The following is a 17,962-nucleotide window of genomic DNA, read 5'->3' on the forward strand; positions in this document are numbered from 1 at the left end:
TGCTTAATTGTTTGATAAAATTATCTAAGCAGTCAGGTTGTTATGAGCAGTAGCAGTAAACACGCAGAAACGATGTGCATCCACGCCGGTAAAACTTATGACCGGCAGTTTGGCAGTCTCGCCACCCCGTTGTATCAAACCTCCACATTTGTATTTGACAGTGCCGAGCAGGGCGCCGCGCGCTTTGCCGGTGAAACTGAAGGGTATATTTATACCCGGCTTGGCAATCCGACCACCCGCGAGCTGGAACTCAAAGTAGCGGCGCTGGAAGGCATGGCAGACGGCGCTGCGACTGCGACCGGCATGGGCGCTGTGGCTGCAGCGACCTTGGCTTTCTTGCAGCAAGGGGACCATCTGATCGCCAGCAATGCCATTTATGGCTGCAGTTTTGCGCTGTTTAATCACCAGTTTGCCCGTTATGGCATTGAAGTCAGTTTTGTTGATATGACTGACCACGCGGCGGTCGAAGCGGCACGCCGGCCAAATACCCGAATGCTATTTGCCGAGACGCCGATTAATCCCAATCTGGTGGTGCTGGATCTGGAATTCCTCGGTCGGTTTTGTCGCCAACATCAGATTAAATCAGTGATCGATAACACATTCCTGACGCCATTACTGCAACAGCCGGCGCGATATGGCATCGATATCATTATTCATAGCGCGACTAAATATCTGAACGGTCACGGCGATGTTGTTGCTGGCATTATTTTGTCTGATACAGACACTGTTCAAACCATCAAGCTGACCACCCTGAAAGATATGGGCGCAACAATCAGCCCTCATGATGCCTGGCTGATTATTCGGGGCTTGAAGACTTTATCGGTGCGGATGGAACGGCATTGTCAAAACGCGCAGCGTGTCGCCGAGTTTTTGCAGGCGCATCCGGCAGTAGCCACTGTGTATTACCCAGGTTTACCCGGTCATCCGGGCCATCGTTTTATTGGTACGCAAATGAAAGCCGCCGGCGGTGTGCTGGCATTTGAACTGAAGGGCAGCCTGGACGACGGCCGGTATTTTATTAATCAATGTGAGCTATTGAGTCTGGCAGTCAGTCTTGGCGATGCTGAGTCCTTGATCCAACATCCGGCATCAATGACGCATAGTCCATACACTGCAGAAGAGCGCCGGTTGGCTGGCATCAGCGACGGGCTTATCCGCATTTCAGTTGGACTTGAGCATGTTGAAGACATCATTGCCGACCTACAGCAAGCATTGGTAAAGATGCAGTTACAGCAAAAATAATCAATAAAAACAGATGGATGTGTGTGTCATGCGTCGGTTTGTACATTTTTTTGAACAGTTGCGCTGGCGCCAGTTTATGGCGCCGGGTTAACAGCTTTGATGCAATCCACTAGGATGCCTGCCATTCAGCCAGCCCAACCGAGGCCGGCAAGCAGAATTAACAGGTTGTAACATGACATCTTATGTATCCCGAGAATCGGATGCCGACGGCATTATTGCCTGGTCCGACGAAGAGAACCAGATTTGGTCAGATCTGATCAAGCGTCAACTCAGTTGTATCGAAGGCAAAGCCTGCAATGAATACATGGCAGGACTGCAACGGCTGAAACTGTCACAAGATCGGATCCCGCAGCTGCACGAAGTGAATGCCGTTTTGCAGGCAACCACCGGTTGGCAGTGTGCCGAGGTACCGGCGCTGATCAGTTTCGACCGCTTCTTTGAATTGTTGGCAAATAAACAGTTTCCGGTCGCCACCTTTATCCGCAGCCGCGAAGAATTTGATTACCTGCAGGAACCCGATGTGTTCCACGAAATTTTTGGCCACTGTGCCATGCTGACGCATCCTGATTTCGCCGAATTCACTCATATGTACGGTAAATTAGGACTGGCCGCCAGCAAACAGGATCGTGTGTATCTCGCTCGATTGTACTGGTTCACTATTGAATTTGGTTTGATTGATACGCCAGAGGGATTACGTATCTATGGTGGTGGCATACTGTCTTCACCGGGTGAGACCCAATATGCGATCCATTCTGATATTCCTGAGCGTAAGGTACTCGATGTGGTAGATGTGTTCCGCACGCCATATCGTATCGACATTATGCAACCCATTTACTTCCGCATTCAGAGTATTCGCCAGCTGTTTGACATTGCACAGATGGACCTGATGACATTGGTGCAGCAAGCCAAAGCGCTGGGCCTGCATGCGCCTAAGTTTGCGCCGAAACAGAAAAAAGCCAGTTAATTTTTAACGATAAAGAGCATTACAATGACTGAACTTGCCACACAAAAATGTGAAGCGTGCCGCGCCGATGCGCCGCGCGTATCTGATGAAGAATTACCGCAATTGATGCGACAAATTCCGGACTGGACTCCGGTGGTCCGGGATGGCATTTTGCAGCTGGAACGCGAATATAAGTTTAAGAACTTTAAGCTGGCTTGGGCATTCCACCACAAAGTGGCGGAACTGGCAGAAGCAGAAGGTCATCATCCGGCATTGTTGCTGGAATGGGGCAAACTGACGGTGACCTGGTGGTCGCATTCCATCAAAGGTCTGCACAAAAATGATTTTATTTGTGCCGCCAAAACAGATGCGCTGCTGACTGAATAAGCCAGCATGCAACATTAAGAAAAGCTGCCCCGGCAGCTTTTTTTTCGCGGTTGATTTGGCTTTAAATACTGCTCACGTTCACAAAAGTTTACAAAAGAGCTGGTCTGAAGCTTGTGCTTTGCCGTATGATAAAAATACCTGTCATCTCGCAAGGTTGTCATTCAGATGCGCTTAGAAATCCATTGTCAGGACCGCGTTGGTATCGCTCAGGAAGTGTTAAATATCCTGGTGTCGTTTCAGATTGATTTGCGCGGTATTGAAGTTGATCCCGAACTAGGCCGGATGTTTGTTGCTTTTCCTACGGTCGATTTCGAAAAATTTCAGGAATTAATGGTGAAAATTCGCCGTATTCCTGGCGTAGAAGACGTTAAAACTACTGCTTTTATGCCATCAGAGCGTGAACACAATGAGCTGTTCACGCTGTTAAAAACGCTGCCGGATGGTGTGATCGCTATCGACACCAAAGCCAACGTGACCGTGATCAATGAAGCCGCTCTCGATGCGCTGACACTGCAACGCGACGAAGTTGCTGGTTTGCCGTTGTCGCCTTTGGTGAAAGGCTTTAATTTTCAGCGCTGGCTGGAAAGTGATGATGTGCTGGCGCAAACCCGCAAAATTGAAATTCATGGCAAAAAATTCATTGCGGATATTCTGCCGGTGATGGTGCCGGCCGAAGCGGGCCATGAAATTCTGGCCGGCGCCGTGATCACGTTAAAATCTGAGAGTCGCCTCGGTGAGCAGATGGTGGCCTTTAAAAAAGGCGATCAGGAAAGCTTTAACTCGATTCAGGCCAGCAGCAATCTGATGCGCAAAGTGGTGCGGGAAGCGAAAAAAATGGCGCAGCTTGACGCGCCGATTTTAATTACCGGTGAAACCGGCACCGGTAAAGAATTGCTGGCACGGGCTTGTCACGGCGCCAGCAGTCGCGCGGGCAAACCTTTCCTTGCCGTCAATTGTGCTGCATTACCGGACAATGTCGCAGAGTCGGAATTATTTGGTTATGGCCCGAATGCATTTCCGGGTACGACCGAAGGTAAAAAAGGCATTTTTGAACAGGCCAATCGCGGTACTGTGTTTCTGGATGAAATCGGTGAAATGTCGCGTGAGATCCAGACCAAACTGTTGCGGTTTTTACAAGACGGCAGTTTTCGCCGCGTGGCAGATGAAAATGAAGTGCGGGTCGATGTGCGGGTGATTTGCACCACGCAGAAAGATTTGCCCGGTATGGTACAGGAAGGGCGTTTTCGGGAAGATTTATATTACCGGCTGAATGTGCTGACGCTGGTGTTGCCGCCGCTGCGGGATCGCAAGCAAGATATTGTGCCTCTGGCAGAACACTTTATGGCTCGTCTGGCTGCTCGACTTGGGCGTAAACCACCGAAACTTACCGAAAACTGTGCCAACTTCATTCAGCAATATCCCTGGCCAGGTAACGTCCGGCAGCTGGAAAACGCGCTGTATCGCGCGGTGACCCTGCTCGAAGGTGCTGAGCTTGACAAGGAACAGTTACAGTTGCCAAGTTACACCAATGATTTTGGTTATCTGGAAAAAGATTTTGATGGCACGCTGGATGAAGCGGTGAAACGCTTTGAAGCCAGTTTATTGCGAAAACTATTCCCGGCTTACCCAAGTTCGCGTCAACTGGCGAAAAAGCTCGGCTTAAGTCATACCGCAGTGGCAAATAAATTGCGCGAATATGGCATCAATCGCAAGAGCGTAAAAATTTAATTACGCTTTGTCCTGCATTCGCTACTGAAAAAAGGCCGTTTTGCCCACAAAACGGCCTTTTTTATCGGTTTAAGGCCAAAATGCTGTTTTCGTATGCTAAACGATACAAAACGACTGTTTTAAGCTGTTAGCAGTATGTAAGCAGCCAAGCTTTCTTTTTCTGTGGCGAACGGCAAGATAGCAGTAATCCCCCTGTATTTAATTCCGGAGTTTGTCATGTTTGACCCAATTAATCCGCTTGGTACCGATGGTTTTGAGTTTGTCGAGTACACAGCTGCTGATGCCGATGGTATCCGTCAGTTAAAAGAACTGTTTCAGTCACTGGGTTTTTCTGAAGTTGCCCAGCACCGTTCAAAACAGGCCTGGTTGTACAAGCAGGGTGACATCAACTTTATCGTCAATGGCGAGCCGAATTCGCAAGCCGAAGAATTTGCCCGCGTGCATGGTCCGAGTGTTTGTGCCATGGCCTTTCGGGTGAAAGACGCTGCAGCAGCGCTGAAACATGCCGTCGCGAACGGTGCGAAAGAATATAAAAATCAAATTGGCCCGATGGAACTGAATATCCCGGGAGTATATGGCATAGGTTCCAGCCTGCTGTATTTCGTCGACCGTTATGGCCAAAGCTCGGTCTACGATATCGATTTTAAATTCTACGACAACTGGCAGACGACAATGGCGGCGCATGGCGTCGGCCTGGAAGTGCTGGACCATCTGACCCATAACGTCAAACGCGGCAATATGAATGTCTGGGCCGGTTTTTATGAACGGATCGGTAACTTCCGTGAGATCCGGTATTTTGATATCGAAGGCAAACTGACCGGTCTGGTCTCCCGCGCTATGACTGCGCCTTGTGGCAAGATCCGCATTCCTATCAACGAATCGTCAGACGACAAATCACAAATCGAAGAATTTATCCGTGAATACAAAGGCGAGGGCATCCAGCATATTGCCCTGACCACGGAAAATATCTATGAAACAGTACGGACATTGCGTAGCCGTGGTATGGATTTTATGCCAACGCCGGATACTTATTACAACAAAGTGAACGCCCGGGTCGAAGGTCATACTGAAGATCTGGACGCACTGCGAGAGCTGCGTATTCTGATTGATGGCGCTCCGGAAAAAGACGGCATTCTGCTGCAAATTTTCACCAAAACCGTGATTGGTCCGGTGTTTTTCGAAATTATCCAGCGCAAAGGCAACGAAGGTTTTGGCGAGGGCAACTTCAAAGCCCTGTTCGAATCGATTGAAGAAGATCAAATCCGCCGTGGAGTATTAGCAGATGCGTAAATGGGCGCAATTTCCGTTAAAAGAAGGCGATATTTCGCGCCAGGCGCATGCCGATTTCCCGGAACAGGCGATTTATGAGCGCGAAACCGGTCGTAGTGGCTTTTTTGGCCCGGCCAGCCATTTCCATCACACCCATGCGCCGACCGGCTGGAGTAACTGGGAAGGGGCGTTAAAACCGCGCCTATTTAACTTCAATGACATCGGCGAAGATAAATCCAATTCGCCGTGGCAAGTGCCGAATTTGCTGCACAATGCGCATTGTAAAATGCGGACCTGGCGGCTTGAACAATCGATGGATTTCCTGGTCCGCAACGCCGATGGCGACGAGCTGCTGTTTATCCATGAAGGCAGCGCTGAGCTGTTCTGTGATTATGGCCATCTGAGCCTGCGCGATGGTGACTACGTGGTGATCCCGCGTTCGACCTGCTGGCGGCTGGAGATCTCCGCGCCAATATTTGTGCTGCTGATTGAAGCGACCAATGATTCTTATCAGTTGCCGGAAAAAGGCCTGGTCGGCAATCACGCGATTTTTGACCCGGCAATGCTGGATACGCCAAAAATTGACGATGCCTTTAAGGCGCAGTACAGCGAACAGGAAACTCAGGTCCATGTAAAACGTCATGGTCAGGTCTCAGTGATCACCTATCCATTTAATCCACTCGATGCCATTGGCTGGCATGGTGACTTAGCAGTGATGCGGATTAACTGGCGGGATATCCGGCCACTGATGAGCCACCGTTATCATTTGCCACCGTCGGCGCATACGACCTTCGTTGCCAGTCGTTTTGTGGTCTGTACCTTTGTGCCACGGCCGATTGAAAGTGACCCGGGTGCCTTAAAAGTGCCGTTTTATCATAACAACGACGACTATGATGAAGTGCTGTTTTACCATGCCGGTGATTTCTTCAGCCGCGATAATATCGAGCGCGGCATGGTGACCTTCCACCCGGCTGGTTTTACCCATGGCCCACACCCAAAAGCCTTCCAGGCTGGTCGTGAGTATCGCAAGAAGTTCACCGATGAAGTCGCAGTGATGCTGGATACCCGTGATGCGCTGGAAATGGGCGCGGCGGCAGTCGCCACTGAGAATCCGGATTACGTCAACAGCTGGAAAACCAAACCAGCTGAAACGAAGTAACAGTCTGACAGGAAAGATAAAATGAAATTAGCCAGTCTGAAAAATAACAGCCGCGATGGCCAGCTCGTCGTCGTCAGCCGGGACCTAACCAAAGCAGTCGCGGTGGCGCATATCGCCGCCACTATGCAATATGCGTTAGATCATTGGTCCGTAGTGGCGCCACAACTTGCGGAGGTCTACCAGGGGCTCAATCATGGTACTGTACAGGGCGAATTTGCCTTTGACCAAACGGTCTGTGAATCGCCATTGCCGCGCGCTTACCAGTGGGCCGACGGCAGCGCTTATGTGAACCATGTCGAATTAGTGCGCCGCGCACGTAATTCAGAGATGCCACCGAGTTTTTGGACGGATCCGTTAATGTACCAGGGCGGCTCGGATGACTTTATTGGTCCACGTGATCAAATCGATGTGGTCAGCGAAGACTACGGTATCGATTTTGAGGGCGAAGTTGCCGTGATCACTGGTGATGTCGCGATGGCATCTACGCCTGAACAGGCGCGTCAGCATATTCGTTTAGTTATGTTGGTCAATGACGTATCACTGCGTGGCCTGATCCCAAATGAATTGGCCAAAGGTTTTGGTTTCTTTCAGTCGAAGCCAGCCTCTGCTTTCAGCCCGGTTGCTGTCACACCAGAGGAACTCGGCACTGACTGGCAGGACGCGAAATTACACCTGCCGCTGGTATCGCACTTAAACGGTAAACTGTTTGGTAAGCCGAATGCAGGTGTCGACATGACTTTTGATTTCGGCCAACTGGTGGCGCATGCCGCTAAAACCCGCAATCTCGGCGCGGGTGCTATCATCGGCTCTGGCACTGTGTCTAACAAACAAGGTACTGACTACGGCACCTCAATTGACGAGGGCGGTCTGGGTTATTCCTGTATCGCTGAAGTCCGGATGATTGAAACTATTCGTGATGGTGCACCGAAAACATCTTTTATGAAGTTTGGTGACCGGATCCGGCTTGAAGTGTTGGACGCGCAAGGCCAAAGCATTTTTGGCGCGATAGACCAGCAGGTTGTGCAGTATCAACCGCGCTAAGCGTTGCACAATTTACTCAAAATCAAAGGCCGGCATTTGTCGGCCTTTTTTAAACGGAGTTTCTGATGTTGACCTTATACACTTACTGGCGTTCGTCGGCGGCTTATCGGGTGCGTATTGCGCTGGCGCTGAAAGGGCTGGATGCCACGCAAATCCCGGTACATTTATTAAAAGACGGTGGCCAACAGCGTGCGGAACCTTATAAAGCTTTGAATCCTGCTCAGCTGGTACCGACGCTGCAACACGACGCACTGACGCTGAATCAGTCACTGGCAATCATTGAATACCTCGATGCGGTCTATCCACAGCAGCCACTGTTGCCGGAAGACCCTGCCACAGCAGCTGTGGTGCGGGCACTGGCGCTGGATATCGCCTGTGACATTCATCCGCTGAATAACCTGCGGGTGCTGCAGTACTTAACTGGTACGCTCGGTGTAACTGAGCAACAAAAAACCGACTGGATTCAGCATTGGTTGCGGCAAGGCTTTGCTGCACTTGAACAGCGGCTGGCGCATACAGCGGGACAATACTGCGTTGGCGATCAAGTCACGCTGGCTGATTTGTGTCTGGTGCCGCAAGTTTATAATGCATTGCGCTTTGCCGTTGATTTAACGCCTTATCCACAGATCCATAAGGTGTATCAGCACTGTCTGCTGCTGCCAGCTTTTGCCAGTGCCGCGCCAGAGCAACAGCCCGACGCCCAGAACTGAGCCGTCTATTGCGGTGGCGCATCGCTGCATGGAAACCGTAATGTAAAAGCGGCGCCACCAAGATCGGAGCGGCTGACACTGAGGTCACCCTGGTGTTTTTCCACTATAGCCTTGCAAATCGACAGACCAAGACCTGTGCCTGTACCCGGCGCTTTGGTGGTAAAAAACGGTGTAAAAATATGGGGCAGAACCTCGTCGGCGATGCCGGGCCCGCTGTCTTCAATACAAACCTGCAGACTGTTATCCAGTCGAGCCGCGCTGATCCGCAGTTTCCCGGCACCCGCACCAATCGCTTGTGATGCATTGAGCAGTAAATTAACCAGTAGCTGTGTTAGCGCTGCTGGTTGTCCCTGCAGCCATAGCGGCTCGGGTCCGGTATCTTGTGATACTGTCACATGCGTTTTCAGTTCATTTCTAGTTAACCTCAAAGCCATATCCAGCAACGGCTTAAATTCCAACAGCTGAAATTCTGCATGGTCCGGATGCGAAAATCGCCGTAGGTCCAACACTAAATCCCGTACCCGATGTGCGCCTTGTACTGAATCAGCCAGCAAACTTTGGGTATCATCGAGCAACAGTTGCAGATTTTCCTGCTGTTGTAATTGGGCCAGCTGCTGGTGCAGATCCTGGCGGGCAGTGGCATCGTCACAGTCAGCAATCTGTTGCAACAGCGAAAAATATTGTTGGAATACCGGCAGATATAATTGAAAGCTAGTCAGGTTGCTGAGAATGTAACCAATTGGATTATTCAGCTCATGGGCCACGCCGGCGGTCAGAATGCCAATAGTTGCCAGACGGTCAGTCTGTTGCCAATGTGCGGGTGTTTGGGGAGATTGCGGATCCTGCGACATGCATGAACTCCAGTTTTGAGAAGCGTAGCCGGTGATGTCATCATGGGCGGCAACACGACGCAGAGCAAGGGGGATGGAAAAAACTTGCGGCAGTGGCATGCACCTGTTTATGTTCATATATCGGTATTTACTTTTCATTGGGCGGGACTGTTCGTGGCAAAAACTATTCTGTTGGTCGACGATGAGCCTGCTATCCTCAGAGCCCTGCAACGGACGTTGCAACGCGCCGGCTACCGCGTGTTGCTGGCCGAACATGGCGCACAAGCGTTGAGTCTGCTGAGTACGGAGCAGGTGGCGCTGGTGATCTCAGATTTCCGCATGCCTGATATGAACGGGGCTGAGTTATTGCAGCAGGTCCGGTTGCAATTTCCGTCGACCATTGGGCTTATCCTGAGTGCCTATGCCGACCGCGAAGCGTTGTTGGCCTGCCTGAATAGCGGCGCCGCCTGGCGTTTTATGGAAAAGCCCTGGGAAGATACCCAGTTATTAAAAGACATCACCGCAGCGCTGAGTGAACGCGACCGGCGTCAGGCTGAGCAACAACGCACTAATCTGTTGTTATCCAGCAATGAAGCACTGTTGGAGTTATCCGCGACTGGTCAGGTATTACGATTTAATAATGCAGCCAGCCAGGTGTTGGGATTGCAGCCATCGGAGCTGCGTGGTCAGGTGTTGTCGGCGCTGTTCGTTGACATCAATCCAATTGAACTTGCCGGTTTTTTTCATAAAAAAGATCACGATATTCAATTACACGGTATTCATGGCGATTATTTCAGCTTCAGCCACCGGATATCGGATCTGCACCACTATCTGCTAAAAGTTACTTTAGTCCAGCCGCTCAGCGACCAGGTGTTTTGTGGTGTCAATGAACTGCTGAATGCGGACGATGTGCGGTCACAGATTGAAGATCTGTTGTCAGCCGGCCAGAACGATTTTGCCGTTGTTGCGTTGATGCTGCCAGACTTTGCTTTGTACAGTGATTCATTATTACAGCAGCAGTTAGATGAGCTCATCGAACAGGCTGGGCTTGTGCTGAAAACCCGGATGCCGGCAAAAGCGTTATTGGGCTATGTCGCGGCGGATAAATTTTTGTTGGTGTTGCCCGGCGCTGTTCAGGAAAGCCAACTACAACTGCTGATAGAACAATGCCTGCAACCATTTCGCCAGCCGTTAGTATTGAGCTTTAACCGTGTGCAATTAGCTTTTTGTGTTGGCTATGCCGTTTCACCGTCAGATGGCACTACAGCGCGGCAGTTATTGCAGCATGCTGATGTCGCTTGCCGGCACAATCTGGCAAACCCGGCTGGATTTTATCTGCGATTCGCAGCAGAGATGGTGACACAAAAACGGCAGCATTTTGAAATCAGTAATTCGCTGTATGCGGCACTGGAAGGACAGGAATTCACTTTATGTTATCAACCCAAGATCCGCTTGTCTGATGGTTTTTGTGACAGTGCCGAAGCGTTGATCCGCTGGCAGCACCCGACTTTTGGCGCAATTTCTCCAGCAGTTTTTATTCCAATCGCGGAGCAAGACGGTCAGATCCAGGCCATTGGGGATTGGGTATTGCAACACGCTTTAAGGCAGCTTCACAGCTGGCGCGCACAGGGGCTGGCCTTGTCACATCTGGCGATCAATTTGTCAGGCCGGCAATTGACCGATGTTCGGCTGGCTGAACGTATTGCCGGTTGTCTGAGTAGTTTTGGTTTAGAACCGGACACGCTGGAATTAGAAGTCACTGAGACCTTTCTGATGGCTGATATTGATGCCAGCAGCCGGTTATTAAGCAGTTTGCATCGGCTTGGCTGTCAGCTGGCAATGGATGACTTTGGCACTGGTTACTCTTCTTTGGCTTATCTTGCGAAATTGCCGGTAAATAAACTGAAATTAGATCGCTCCTTGTTGCTGGACCTTGAGGACTCGCCGCAATGTGCCAGTATGATCAGACATATGATCCGGATGGCGCATGAGCTTGGTATGCAGGTCGTTGCCGAAGGAATTGAGTCGGTGAATCAGGTGCTGTTGCTGCGCGATATGCAATGTGATTACATCCAGGGGTATGTATTCAGCAAACCGCTGAGTAGTCTTGAGTTTGGTCGCTTTCTAACGGCCCAGCCGGTCCGCCTGCAATGGGAGGAGTATCTCAATGTTTGAAGCTGATCGCTGGTTAGCCCTGATAGTCGAACCCGACACAGCCGCACGGGCGGCGACTAAACGATTGTTACAGCGGCTTTGCCCGCATTGGCAGTTAGAAGTATGCGCCGATGCGTTGAGTGCAACGCAATATCTGCTACAGCAGCCAGTAGCGCCGCAATTGCTGTTGACCGACCGGTTGGACGCATCGTTACGGGGCGAGGAATTGTTGGAGTTTTGTGCTTCGCATTCACCCGCCACCATCAGAGTGCTGATGAGTGCTGAAAACGATGATGCGGTCATGCTGGCCGCCGTGCAATCCGCGCAGATGTTGTTGGGCAAACCTTTTACGGAGCATGATTTACTGGCAGTTTTCCAACGTGCAGAGCAGATTATTGAAGGCCCTTTCTCAGAGCATGCACGATATCAATTAGGGACCCTGCAAGCACTGCCCATCCAGCGGCGACAGTATCAACAAATTTTGGCGTTACTTGACAACAATGACAGTTCACAACGGGAGCTGGCACGGGCATTGGAACGTGAAGCGCCGCTGGCCGGGCGGTTAATTCAGATGGCAAATTCAGCGTACCTCGGCTTTCGCCGCCAAACCCTCGATTTACAGGAAGTGGTCAGCAGGCTGGGGCGGGAGATGATCAAAGCCATCATGCAGGCATTTTTATTGAACCAACAGTACCAGGGGAAGATCCAGCCTGAACTGCACCAAAAATTACAGGACTATGCTGTCGCGTTGGCATCTGTATCTTTCCAACTGGCCCGCAGTCAATGCCGTGACGATGCCACGCTGGCCGAAAAAGCCTACGTCGCCGGACTGATGCAAGCGTTGGGTCCTCTGGCGTTGCTGGCGACTCAGCCAATTGAGTCGCAGCATCTGACACAGGAAGATATGTTTCAGGATGGCGTTGCCGATCATTGTATTTTGACCGGCTATTTGATGACGTTATGGGGATTCTCTGCAGATATCTGTGCTGCGGCGATGTACCGGCTGAACTTGCCGGGGTCCGCAAGGGTCGATCGGTTGCAGGCGATCTTGCATCTGGCAAGTTATGTGTTGTCGTTGCAACAACAAGATCCAACCGGGGTAAAAATTACCCCGGATCTGGCTGCTCTGGAACGGTTTGCACTGACTGACAGTTTTTTAACCTCAGCGAGTGATTTATAAGGCGTTAAAGTATGTGGCAATTAGGGCAACCCAGACGCTGGTTTAACTCGCTGTTATTTTATACAGGATGGTTGGGACTGTGCTGTCATTTGCTACTGATGCTGTACTGCTGGTGGCAACAAATCCCGTATCAGCTCAGCTGGTGGTTTACTGCAGTAGCTCCGGCATTGTCGGTATTGTGGGGCGGGGTACCTGCGCTACAAATACAGCGCGAGTGCCCGGCCCGCAGTAAATCGTCATTTATCAGTTAAAGACAAAAAGGATGTGTTGAGCCCTGTTTAGCGTTTTGGTTGTATCATGGATTCAACTTCGACTTCAGAAATGCCCTTTTCATCAAAATGAAAATGGACCTGCGCGGGTTTCCCCTCAATAAAATGGTAACGCAGACCATCGACCATTAACACAAAATCACCGGGGCGCACCGGCTGTAACTGTTGTTTAAACAACTGCAATGAGTGTTTGCCGATTTTCCAGTCAAAGCCTTTTAGTGGCTTTTTCGTGAAGTCGCGCGCCCAGATCAACTGGTCTTTATTCAGCATCAGTGCCAATGTGTAGCGTTTGGGCACTTCTTCAACCGCCATTTTGTAAGGACCAACACTGAACTGGAAAGCGCCTTCGCTTTCTAAAAAGGCAAAACCGAATGCGGTATTTTCTTTACTGTCATCAGCAAAGGTCAATGCGATAGGACCGGTAAGCTCAAATTGCGCATAGCTGAACGGACTCAATAGCACTGCAAGCAGTTGCAGCAGAAACAGGAAATTTTTCATATCAACCTCATGTAGTGTCAGGATTGCCGGCGTTTGGGCGCCAACAACAACTGTTGACCTGGTGTTAGTTTACTATCGGCCTGCAGTTGATTCCATTTCAGCAAGTCAGTCAGTTTTATTTTGTATTTGCGGGCGATCCGATCTAATGAGTCACCTTTTATCACGGTATGTTTTGGTGTGAGTTTATTGTCTGCCGTTTTGCGCTTCACGGTTGTAGTAACGGAGGCCGGAACCTGCAGTGATTGGCCAGGTTGTAAATGAACCCCGGATTGCAGCTGATTAAATAGCCGTAACTCCTCACTGTCGATCCGCAGTTTTTGTGCAATGGTCCACAGACTTTCACCGGCTTTGACCTGATAAGTTTGCGCTTTTCGGCTTGAACGTGCTAATGCTTGCTCCGACGATTTGACCGCAGGTAGCTGTAAAACCTGACCAACTTTCAGTTGATCTGATTTCAGCCGGTTGAGCTGACGTAAAGTCTTCACACTGGTGTGGTTTTTGGCAGCAATGCTGCCTAGGCTGTCGCCATTTCTTACCTTATAACTGCGTTTTTGCGTTTTCTGCGGTTCTGCTGCTTGCACTACTGTGACTTTTTTCAGCAGATGTTGTTGTCGTTCAAAATCATCAATTGCTGACAACGGCAACAGCAATGGAAAGTCTTTGCCTTTTGGCGTCATCGCAAGGCGAAAACCAGGATTCAGAGTCTTCAGTTTGCTTAGTGAGATCCCGGCCAAATCGGCAACTTGTTGCAGTTGTACGGCGCCGGCGATCCGGGTTTTGCCAACTGCAGGCTTATTTGCAATAACCGGAAGCTCCAGTTGATAAGCGTCCGGTGATTTAATCAACTGAATCATCGCCAACCATTTCGGCATGGTCTGAACAAATCGACCAGGAATTTGCAGGCTCCAGTAGTCGGTTGCTTTGCCGCGTGCTTTATTTCGTGCCACAGCCGCCATAATTCGGCCTTCACCGGTATTGTAAGCTGCAACAGCATTGAGCCAGTCGTTGCCGAGACTGTCATGCAGATGTTGCAAATAGTCTAATACCGCTACGGTCGAACTCAACGCATCTTTGCGGCCGTCATAGCCGCTTTGAACTGTCAGACCAAAATTTCGCGCAGTTTGCGGTACCATTTGCCAGAGTCCGGCCGGACCATTGCCTTGCGCTGCTGGGTTGTAAGCACTTTCCACAATAGGTAACAGCGCCAGTTCCAGTGGCATCCGGCGCTTTTCCAGTTCTGTGACTATTAAATACAGGTACGGTTCGGCGCGTGCCGAAACTTCATTAAAAAACTTCTGTTTACTGGCATAGAAGGCGATTTCGCGCTTCACGTCAGCGCGTGCTGGCACGGGGATATGCATTTGCGTACGGATGCGTTGCCACAGATCCGGCATGGCCTCGAGCTCATTATGTTGTAAGGCAGGATCTAATGGTGACATGGGCAACACAGGGGCATCAGACTGTGCTACTGACTCCGCTCCACCATCGGCGGATGGATCTGCGGTAGCCACCGCTGGTTGGTCCTGTGCCAGTCGGGCGCAGCCAGACAGCATAAGTAGTGCCAGCAGCATATAACAGGGTTTGAACATGCACTCTTCTCTCATTCAGCCGCAACAGGCGCAAAGGGGGCGTATGTTAACGGCCGTTGCGCCAAATGCAAAGCAGGCTAAAAATTGTTTTTCCATTGCCGCAAAAAAGTAAATAACGCAAGTGGATCAGGTTGTTGCCAGCGTTGCTGCAATTCTGGCAACGCGCAGCGCAGAAATGGATTGATCTGTAACTCCAGACCAATATTCGTTGGTAGAGTTGGTCTATCGCAGCCACGCAACTTTGCTGCTGTCAGCTGATATTCGACCAACGCCTGATTCTCAGGTTCCACCGTAACGGCAAACTTAAGGTTTGCCAGCGTATATTCATGCGCGCAGCATACCAGCGTGTCTGCCGGCAAAGCAGCCAAGCGTTGCAAAGATGTCAGCATCTGTAAGGGAGTGCCTTCAAACAGACGGCCACAGCCGGCGCTGAACAACGTATCCCCACACAACAACACTGCAGGTTCACCCGTTTGCAAATAGGCGAGATGATTCAGTGTGTGACCTGGTACAGCCAGTACCTGAATAGGTGTTGACCATCCGCTGGGCTGCAGATATTGGCCGTCGTGCACCTGAATGCCATCCAGTTGGACGCCTTGTATCGAAGGGCCTGGGACATAAACGTCTGCATCAGGCCAATAACCACGTAATTGCGCCAGACCACCGATATGGTCCGGATGCTGATGCGTGATCAGAATTGCACACAGTGTTAGCTGGTGCGCCAGCAGATACTGTTGCACTGCGTCGCATTGACCCGGATCAACAATGATTGCTTGCTGTCCTTGGCGCAACACCCAGATATAGTTATCCTGCAGTATCGGGATCGGTTCGGGGATAACATGCATAGGCGGTACCCGTTGTCAGTGTGAGTCATCAGTGTGTCGCAAACCGGTGTAAGTGAGTACCGGGAGCCAGTCCAATCGCAGTATACAGGGGAGTCCGCCAATGAAACCAGCCTTAAGCCGCTATGCGTTAAGTCAAGTACCACAGTCCTGGCAGGCATTTGCCCAGGGCGAGGTGTTGGCCCATCAGCTGGAAAATCAGTTCAATTTGTGGTGGCCACGTATTTTTGGTTATCACCTGTTAAAGGTGGGCACTTTAAGTTGCCAACTGGACACCAGTGCCTGTGGTATCCGCCATCAAATAAATCTGGCAGGCAGTGGGGAGCAGGTTTCAGTCATTGCTGATCCGGATGACCTGCCTTTTATCGAGCATGCCGTTGACGCCGTTTTGCTGGCGCATTGCCTAGAATATACACAAGATCCGCATCATGTGATCCGCGAGGCACATCGCGTGTTGATGCCTGATGGCTATCTGCTAATGAGCGGCTTTAATCCATACAGCCTGATGGGGCTGTTAAAACTCTGGCCGGGTCTGCACCGGCGTTTACCTTGGTCTGGACGATTTTTCTCACAGGCGCGAGTCAAAGACTGGTTACAGCTGCTTGGCTTTGAAGTGTTGTATGAACAACGTTTATTCTGTACCAGTATGTTGGCACAATCGCCGGCTAATTCAGCGTTCCGGCTTTGGGCAGAGCAGCATCTGAACTATTTTGCCGCGGCCTATGTGCTGGTCGCTCGTAAACGGACTTTACCGTTAACGCCGATAAAACCGAAATGGCAACTAACCAATAGTTTTAAACCAGCGGTTAAAGGTGTCAGTGTGCGTCAACAGGGCGGGGTCTGACTGTGTGAGTCAGGAATAAACTATTGTTGAGTGCGTTGCCACTGCTGCAGGTATTGGTCTAATGCATTGCCAAATTTTTGCCGGTCCCGCTGGTCGATAGCCGGTGGCCCACCGCTGACCATACCGGCGCCCCGCAGTTCTTCCTGCAAATTGCGCACAGCCAGCCGAGCCTTGACGTTATCTTTGTCGAGTTTGTCGCCACGAGGGGTTAATACAGTCGCCCCTTGTTCTACGCAAATTGCGGCCAGCGGAATATCCTGCGTCATCACCAGATCACCAGGACGCACCGAAGTTGCAATCAGATTGTCTGCCACATCAAATCCGGCTTCGACACGAAACTGGCGGCACCATGGCGTCCGCGGCAACGGTAGCGCGTGATTCGCAACAAAGTTCAGTTCTATTTTGAGCCGCTCACCAGCCCGCAGCAGCATATCGCGACACACCTTTGGACAGGCATCAGCATCAATCCAGATAGGCATTACAACAGTCCTGTTGCTGTGACTATTGCTGGCGCTTTCGCAGCAAGGACACGACTGGCTGGATTGCTCAGGGTCATAAAATACAGATCGGAACGGTAGGCGCCGGGTTGCGTGGCTTCTGAAAATCCAAGCCGCAGATAACTGCGCAGGGCTGGCTGGTTGTTACGAAATACATAAAGAGATGCTTCGCGTGTTGGCCACAATTGCAGACCTGCGGCAAGCAGGGCATTGATCAGGTGTTCAGACAAATGTTGTCCTCGATAGGGGGGCAATACTAATAATCGCGCCAGGTGTAGCCGGTTAAACCGATCACAGATCTGACCAAAAGCCAGCGTATTACGCTGGCCATCCAGCAAAACATAGCTTTGTGTGTCCGGCAGCTGAAGTCGCTGCAGGAATTCGGTGCGGCGCGGTGGGAAACGAAAGCCCTCGCCGCCCCATTGGGTCAGCGCTGCTGCATCATTAAACTGATCAGCCAATGACCATTGCTGCTCAGTATTTGCAAGGCAAAGTTGCATCAAAGTTGCTGTGCCAGATGGTAACAACCAGGGATCAGCAGCAGCCATAGCAGGATCATGCTGGTTTGCCAGGCCAGCCGGTAAAAAGGCTGACCATAGAAATCAGGTTGCTGGCGGATCCACATCAACATTGCGGCGCCAATCACACTTGGCAAGCCATAAATTGTTTCAAACTGACCGTTGAGAAAACTGGCCCAACATGCGACGACGCCAGTGACTGATAACAATAACCAGCTCACAACCATGGTTTTACTCTGATTTACAGACATCTCAGCTCCGG

Annotated in this window: 19 protein-coding genes; 12 read left to right on the forward strand and 7 right to left on the reverse strand. The window is 50.7% G+C overall.

Features of this window, described 5'->3' with window-relative positions; translation table 11 throughout:
• Positions 1-42: 42 nt before the first annotated feature.
• The 8 genes from ATY27_RS12470 (at position 43) to maiA (ending at position 8,479) form a co-directional block, all read left to right on the forward strand.
• Positions 43-1,242 (forward strand): PLP-dependent transferase, encoded by a 1,200-nt coding sequence (locus ATY27_RS12470; protein WP_208930968.1) that lies wholly within the window; start codon positions 43-45, stop codon positions 1,240-1,242.
• Between the two features lie 172 nt (positions 1,243-1,414).
• Positions 1,415-2,206, forward strand: coding sequence for a phenylalanine 4-monooxygenase (phhA, locus tag ATY27_RS12475; RefSeq protein ID WP_208930969.1), 792 nt, complete (start codon positions 1,415-1,417; stop codon positions 2,204-2,206).
• A 24-nt stretch (positions 2,207-2,230) separates the two neighbouring features.
• Positions 2,231-2,572, forward strand: a complete 342-nt coding sequence (locus tag ATY27_RS12480) for a 4a-hydroxytetrahydrobiopterin dehydratase (protein WP_208930970.1) — start codon at positions 2,231-2,233, stop codon at positions 2,570-2,572.
• Positions 2,573-2,737: 165 nt separating this feature from the next.
• On the forward strand, positions 2,738-4,300 hold the full coding sequence (gene tyrR, locus ATY27_RS12485) for a transcriptional regulator TyrR (protein ID WP_208930971.1): 1,563 nt from the start codon (positions 2,738-2,740) through the stop codon (positions 4,298-4,300).
• Positions 4,301-4,516: 216 nt separating this feature from the next.
• Positions 4,517-5,590 carry a 4-hydroxyphenylpyruvate dioxygenase gene (hppD, locus tag ATY27_RS12490; RefSeq protein WP_208930972.1) on the forward strand — a complete coding sequence of 358 codons (1,074 nt, stop codon included), beginning with the start codon at positions 4,517-4,519 and terminating at the stop codon, positions 5,588-5,590.
• Entirely contained in the window at positions 5,583-6,728 is a 1,146-nt protein-coding gene (locus tag ATY27_RS12495) for a homogentisate 1,2-dioxygenase (RefSeq protein WP_208930973.1), read from the forward strand. Before hppD ends, ATY27_RS12495 begins: the two co-directional genes overlap by 8 nt.
• 21 nt (positions 6,729-6,749) lie before the next feature.
• Positions 6,750-7,769, forward strand: coding sequence for a fumarylacetoacetate hydrolase family protein (locus ATY27_RS12500; protein ID WP_208930974.1), 1,020 nt, complete (start codon positions 6,750-6,752; stop codon positions 7,767-7,769).
• Positions 7,770-7,834: 65 nt separating this feature from the next.
• Entirely contained in the window at positions 7,835-8,479 is a 645-nt protein-coding gene (gene maiA, locus ATY27_RS12505) for a maleylacetoacetate isomerase (RefSeq protein WP_347876402.1), read from the forward strand.
• Positions 8,480-8,484: 5 nt separating this feature from the next.
• Here the strand turns inward: maiA and ATY27_RS12510 are convergent, their stop codons facing one another.
• The gene (locus ATY27_RS12510) at positions 8,485-9,330 is read right to left on the reverse strand and encodes a HAMP domain-containing sensor histidine kinase (protein ID WP_208930975.1); all 846 of its coding nucleotides are present in this window, start codon (positions 9,328-9,330) and stop codon (positions 8,485-8,487) included.
• Between the two features lie 153 nt (positions 9,331-9,483).
• Here ATY27_RS12510 and ATY27_RS12515 point away from each other — a divergent pair, with 153 nt between their 5' ends.
• Genes ATY27_RS12515 through ATY27_RS12525 form a run of 3 tightly spaced genes read left to right on the forward strand, consistent with a single transcriptional unit; the run spans position 9,484 to position 12,894 of the window.
• Positions 9,484-11,484, forward strand: coding sequence for an EAL domain-containing protein (locus ATY27_RS12515; RefSeq protein WP_208930976.1), 2,001 nt, complete (start codon positions 9,484-9,486; stop codon positions 11,482-11,484).
• Positions 11,477-12,643 (forward strand): HDOD domain-containing protein, encoded by a 1,167-nt coding sequence (locus ATY27_RS12520; RefSeq protein WP_208930977.1) that lies wholly within the window; start codon positions 11,477-11,479, stop codon positions 12,641-12,643. The genes ATY27_RS12515 and ATY27_RS12520 overlap by 8 nt, the downstream gene beginning before the upstream one ends.
• 11 nt (positions 12,644-12,654) lie before the next feature.
• Entirely contained in the window at positions 12,655-12,894 is a 240-nt protein-coding gene (locus ATY27_RS12525; RefSeq protein WP_208930978.1) for a hypothetical protein, read from the forward strand.
• 27 nt (positions 12,895-12,921) lie between these two features.
• On the opposite strand, the gene ATY27_RS12530 is transcribed toward ATY27_RS12525, so the two are convergent.
• The 3 genes from ATY27_RS12530 to gloB all read right to left on the reverse strand — a co-directional run bounded on the left by ATY27_RS12530 (position 12,922) and on the right by gloB (position 15,844).
• Positions 12,922-13,410, reverse strand: a complete 489-nt coding sequence (locus ATY27_RS12530) for a hypothetical protein (RefSeq protein ID WP_208930979.1) — start codon at positions 13,408-13,410, stop codon at positions 12,922-12,924.
• Positions 13,411-13,427: 17 nt separating this feature from the next.
• Positions 13,428-14,999 carry a LysM peptidoglycan-binding domain-containing protein gene (locus ATY27_RS12535; protein WP_208930980.1) on the reverse strand — a complete coding sequence of 524 codons (1,572 nt, stop codon included), beginning with the start codon at positions 14,997-14,999 and terminating at the stop codon, positions 13,428-13,430.
• 77 nt (positions 15,000-15,076) lie between these two features.
• Positions 15,077-15,844, reverse strand: a complete 768-nt coding sequence (gene gloB, locus ATY27_RS12540; protein ID WP_208930981.1) for a hydroxyacylglutathione hydrolase — start codon at positions 15,842-15,844, stop codon at positions 15,077-15,079.
• A 100-nt stretch (positions 15,845-15,944) separates the two neighbouring features.
• Here gloB and ATY27_RS12545 point away from each other — a divergent pair, with 100 nt between their 5' ends.
• Entirely contained in the window at positions 15,945-16,685 is a 741-nt protein-coding gene (locus ATY27_RS12545) for a class I SAM-dependent methyltransferase (RefSeq protein WP_208930982.1), read from the forward strand.
• Positions 16,686-16,705: 20 nt separating this feature from the next.
• Here the strand turns inward: ATY27_RS12545 and ATY27_RS12550 are convergent, their stop codons facing one another.
• The 3 genes from ATY27_RS12550 to ATY27_RS12560 are packed head-to-tail and all read right to left on the reverse strand — an operon-like array spanning position 16,706 to position 17,951.
• Positions 16,706-17,164, reverse strand: a complete 459-nt coding sequence (locus ATY27_RS12550; protein ID WP_208930983.1) for a YaiI/YqxD family protein — start codon at positions 17,162-17,164, stop codon at positions 16,706-16,708.
• A complete protein-coding gene (locus ATY27_RS12555) occupies positions 17,164-17,682 on the reverse strand; it encodes a GNAT family N-acetyltransferase (protein WP_208930984.1) in 519 nt (172 codons plus the stop codon). Before ATY27_RS12555 ends, ATY27_RS12550 begins: the two co-directional genes overlap by 1 nt.
• On the reverse strand, positions 17,682-17,951 hold the full coding sequence (locus ATY27_RS12560) for a hypothetical protein (RefSeq protein ID WP_208930985.1): 270 nt from the start codon (positions 17,949-17,951) through the stop codon (positions 17,682-17,684). Before ATY27_RS12560 ends, ATY27_RS12555 begins: the two co-directional genes overlap by 1 nt.
• Between the last annotated feature and the right edge of the window lie 11 nt (positions 17,952-17,962).

Source organism: Rheinheimera sp. F8, assembly GCF_001518915.1.

Bases quoted from the DNA above. Each gene is read 5' to 3' on its own strand.
- ATY27_RS12470 (WP_208930968.1), top strand. From the start codon at position 43: ATGAGCAGTAGCAGTAAACACGCAGAAACGATGTGCATCCACGCCGGT.
- phhA (WP_208930969.1), top strand. From the start codon at position 1,415: ATGACATCTTATGTATCCCGAGAATCGGATGCCGACGGCATTATTGCC.
- ATY27_RS12480 (WP_208930970.1), top strand. From the start codon at position 2,231: ATGACTGAACTTGCCACACAAAAATGTGAAGCGTGCCGCGCCGATGCG.
- tyrR (WP_208930971.1), top strand. From the start codon at position 2,738: ATGCGCTTAGAAATCCATTGTCAGGACCGCGTTGGTATCGCTCAGGAA.
- hppD (WP_208930972.1), top strand. From the start codon at position 4,517: ATGTTTGACCCAATTAATCCGCTTGGTACCGATGGTTTTGAGTTTGTC.
- ATY27_RS12495 (WP_208930973.1), top strand. From the start codon at position 5,583: ATGCGTAAATGGGCGCAATTTCCGTTAAAAGAAGGCGATATTTCGCGC.
- ATY27_RS12500 (WP_208930974.1), top strand. From the start codon at position 6,750: ATGAAATTAGCCAGTCTGAAAAATAACAGCCGCGATGGCCAGCTCGTC.
- maiA (WP_347876402.1), top strand. From the start codon at position 7,835: ATGTTGACCTTATACACTTACTGGCGTTCGTCGGCGGCTTATCGGGTG.
- ATY27_RS12510 (WP_208930975.1), bottom strand. From the start codon at position 9,330: ATGTCGCAGGATCCGCAATCTCCCCAAACACCCGCACATTGGCAACAG.
- ATY27_RS12520 (WP_208930977.1), top strand. From the start codon at position 11,477: ATGTTTGAAGCTGATCGCTGGTTAGCCCTGATAGTCGAACCCGACACA.
- ATY27_RS12525 (WP_208930978.1), top strand. From the start codon at position 12,655: ATGTGGCAATTAGGGCAACCCAGACGCTGGTTTAACTCGCTGTTATTT.
- ATY27_RS12530 (WP_208930979.1), bottom strand. From the start codon at position 13,410: ATGAAAAATTTCCTGTTTCTGCTGCAACTGCTTGCAGTGCTATTGAGT.
- ATY27_RS12535 (WP_208930980.1), bottom strand. From the start codon at position 14,999: ATGTTCAAACCCTGTTATATGCTGCTGGCACTACTTATGCTGTCTGGC.
- gloB (WP_208930981.1), bottom strand. From the start codon at position 15,844: ATGCATGTTATCCCCGAACCGATCCCGATACTGCAGGATAACTATATC.
- ATY27_RS12545 (WP_208930982.1), top strand. From the start codon at position 15,945: ATGAAACCAGCCTTAAGCCGCTATGCGTTAAGTCAAGTACCACAGTCC.
- ATY27_RS12550 (WP_208930983.1), bottom strand. From the start codon at position 17,164: ATGCCTATCTGGATTGATGCTGATGCCTGTCCAAAGGTGTGTCGCGAT.
- ATY27_RS12555 (WP_208930984.1), bottom strand. From the start codon at position 17,682: ATGCAACTTTGCCTTGCAAATACTGAGCAGCAATGGTCATTGGCTGAT.
- ATY27_RS12560 (WP_208930985.1), bottom strand. From the start codon at position 17,951: ATGTCTGTAAATCAGAGTAAAACCATGGTTGTGAGCTGGTTATTGTTA.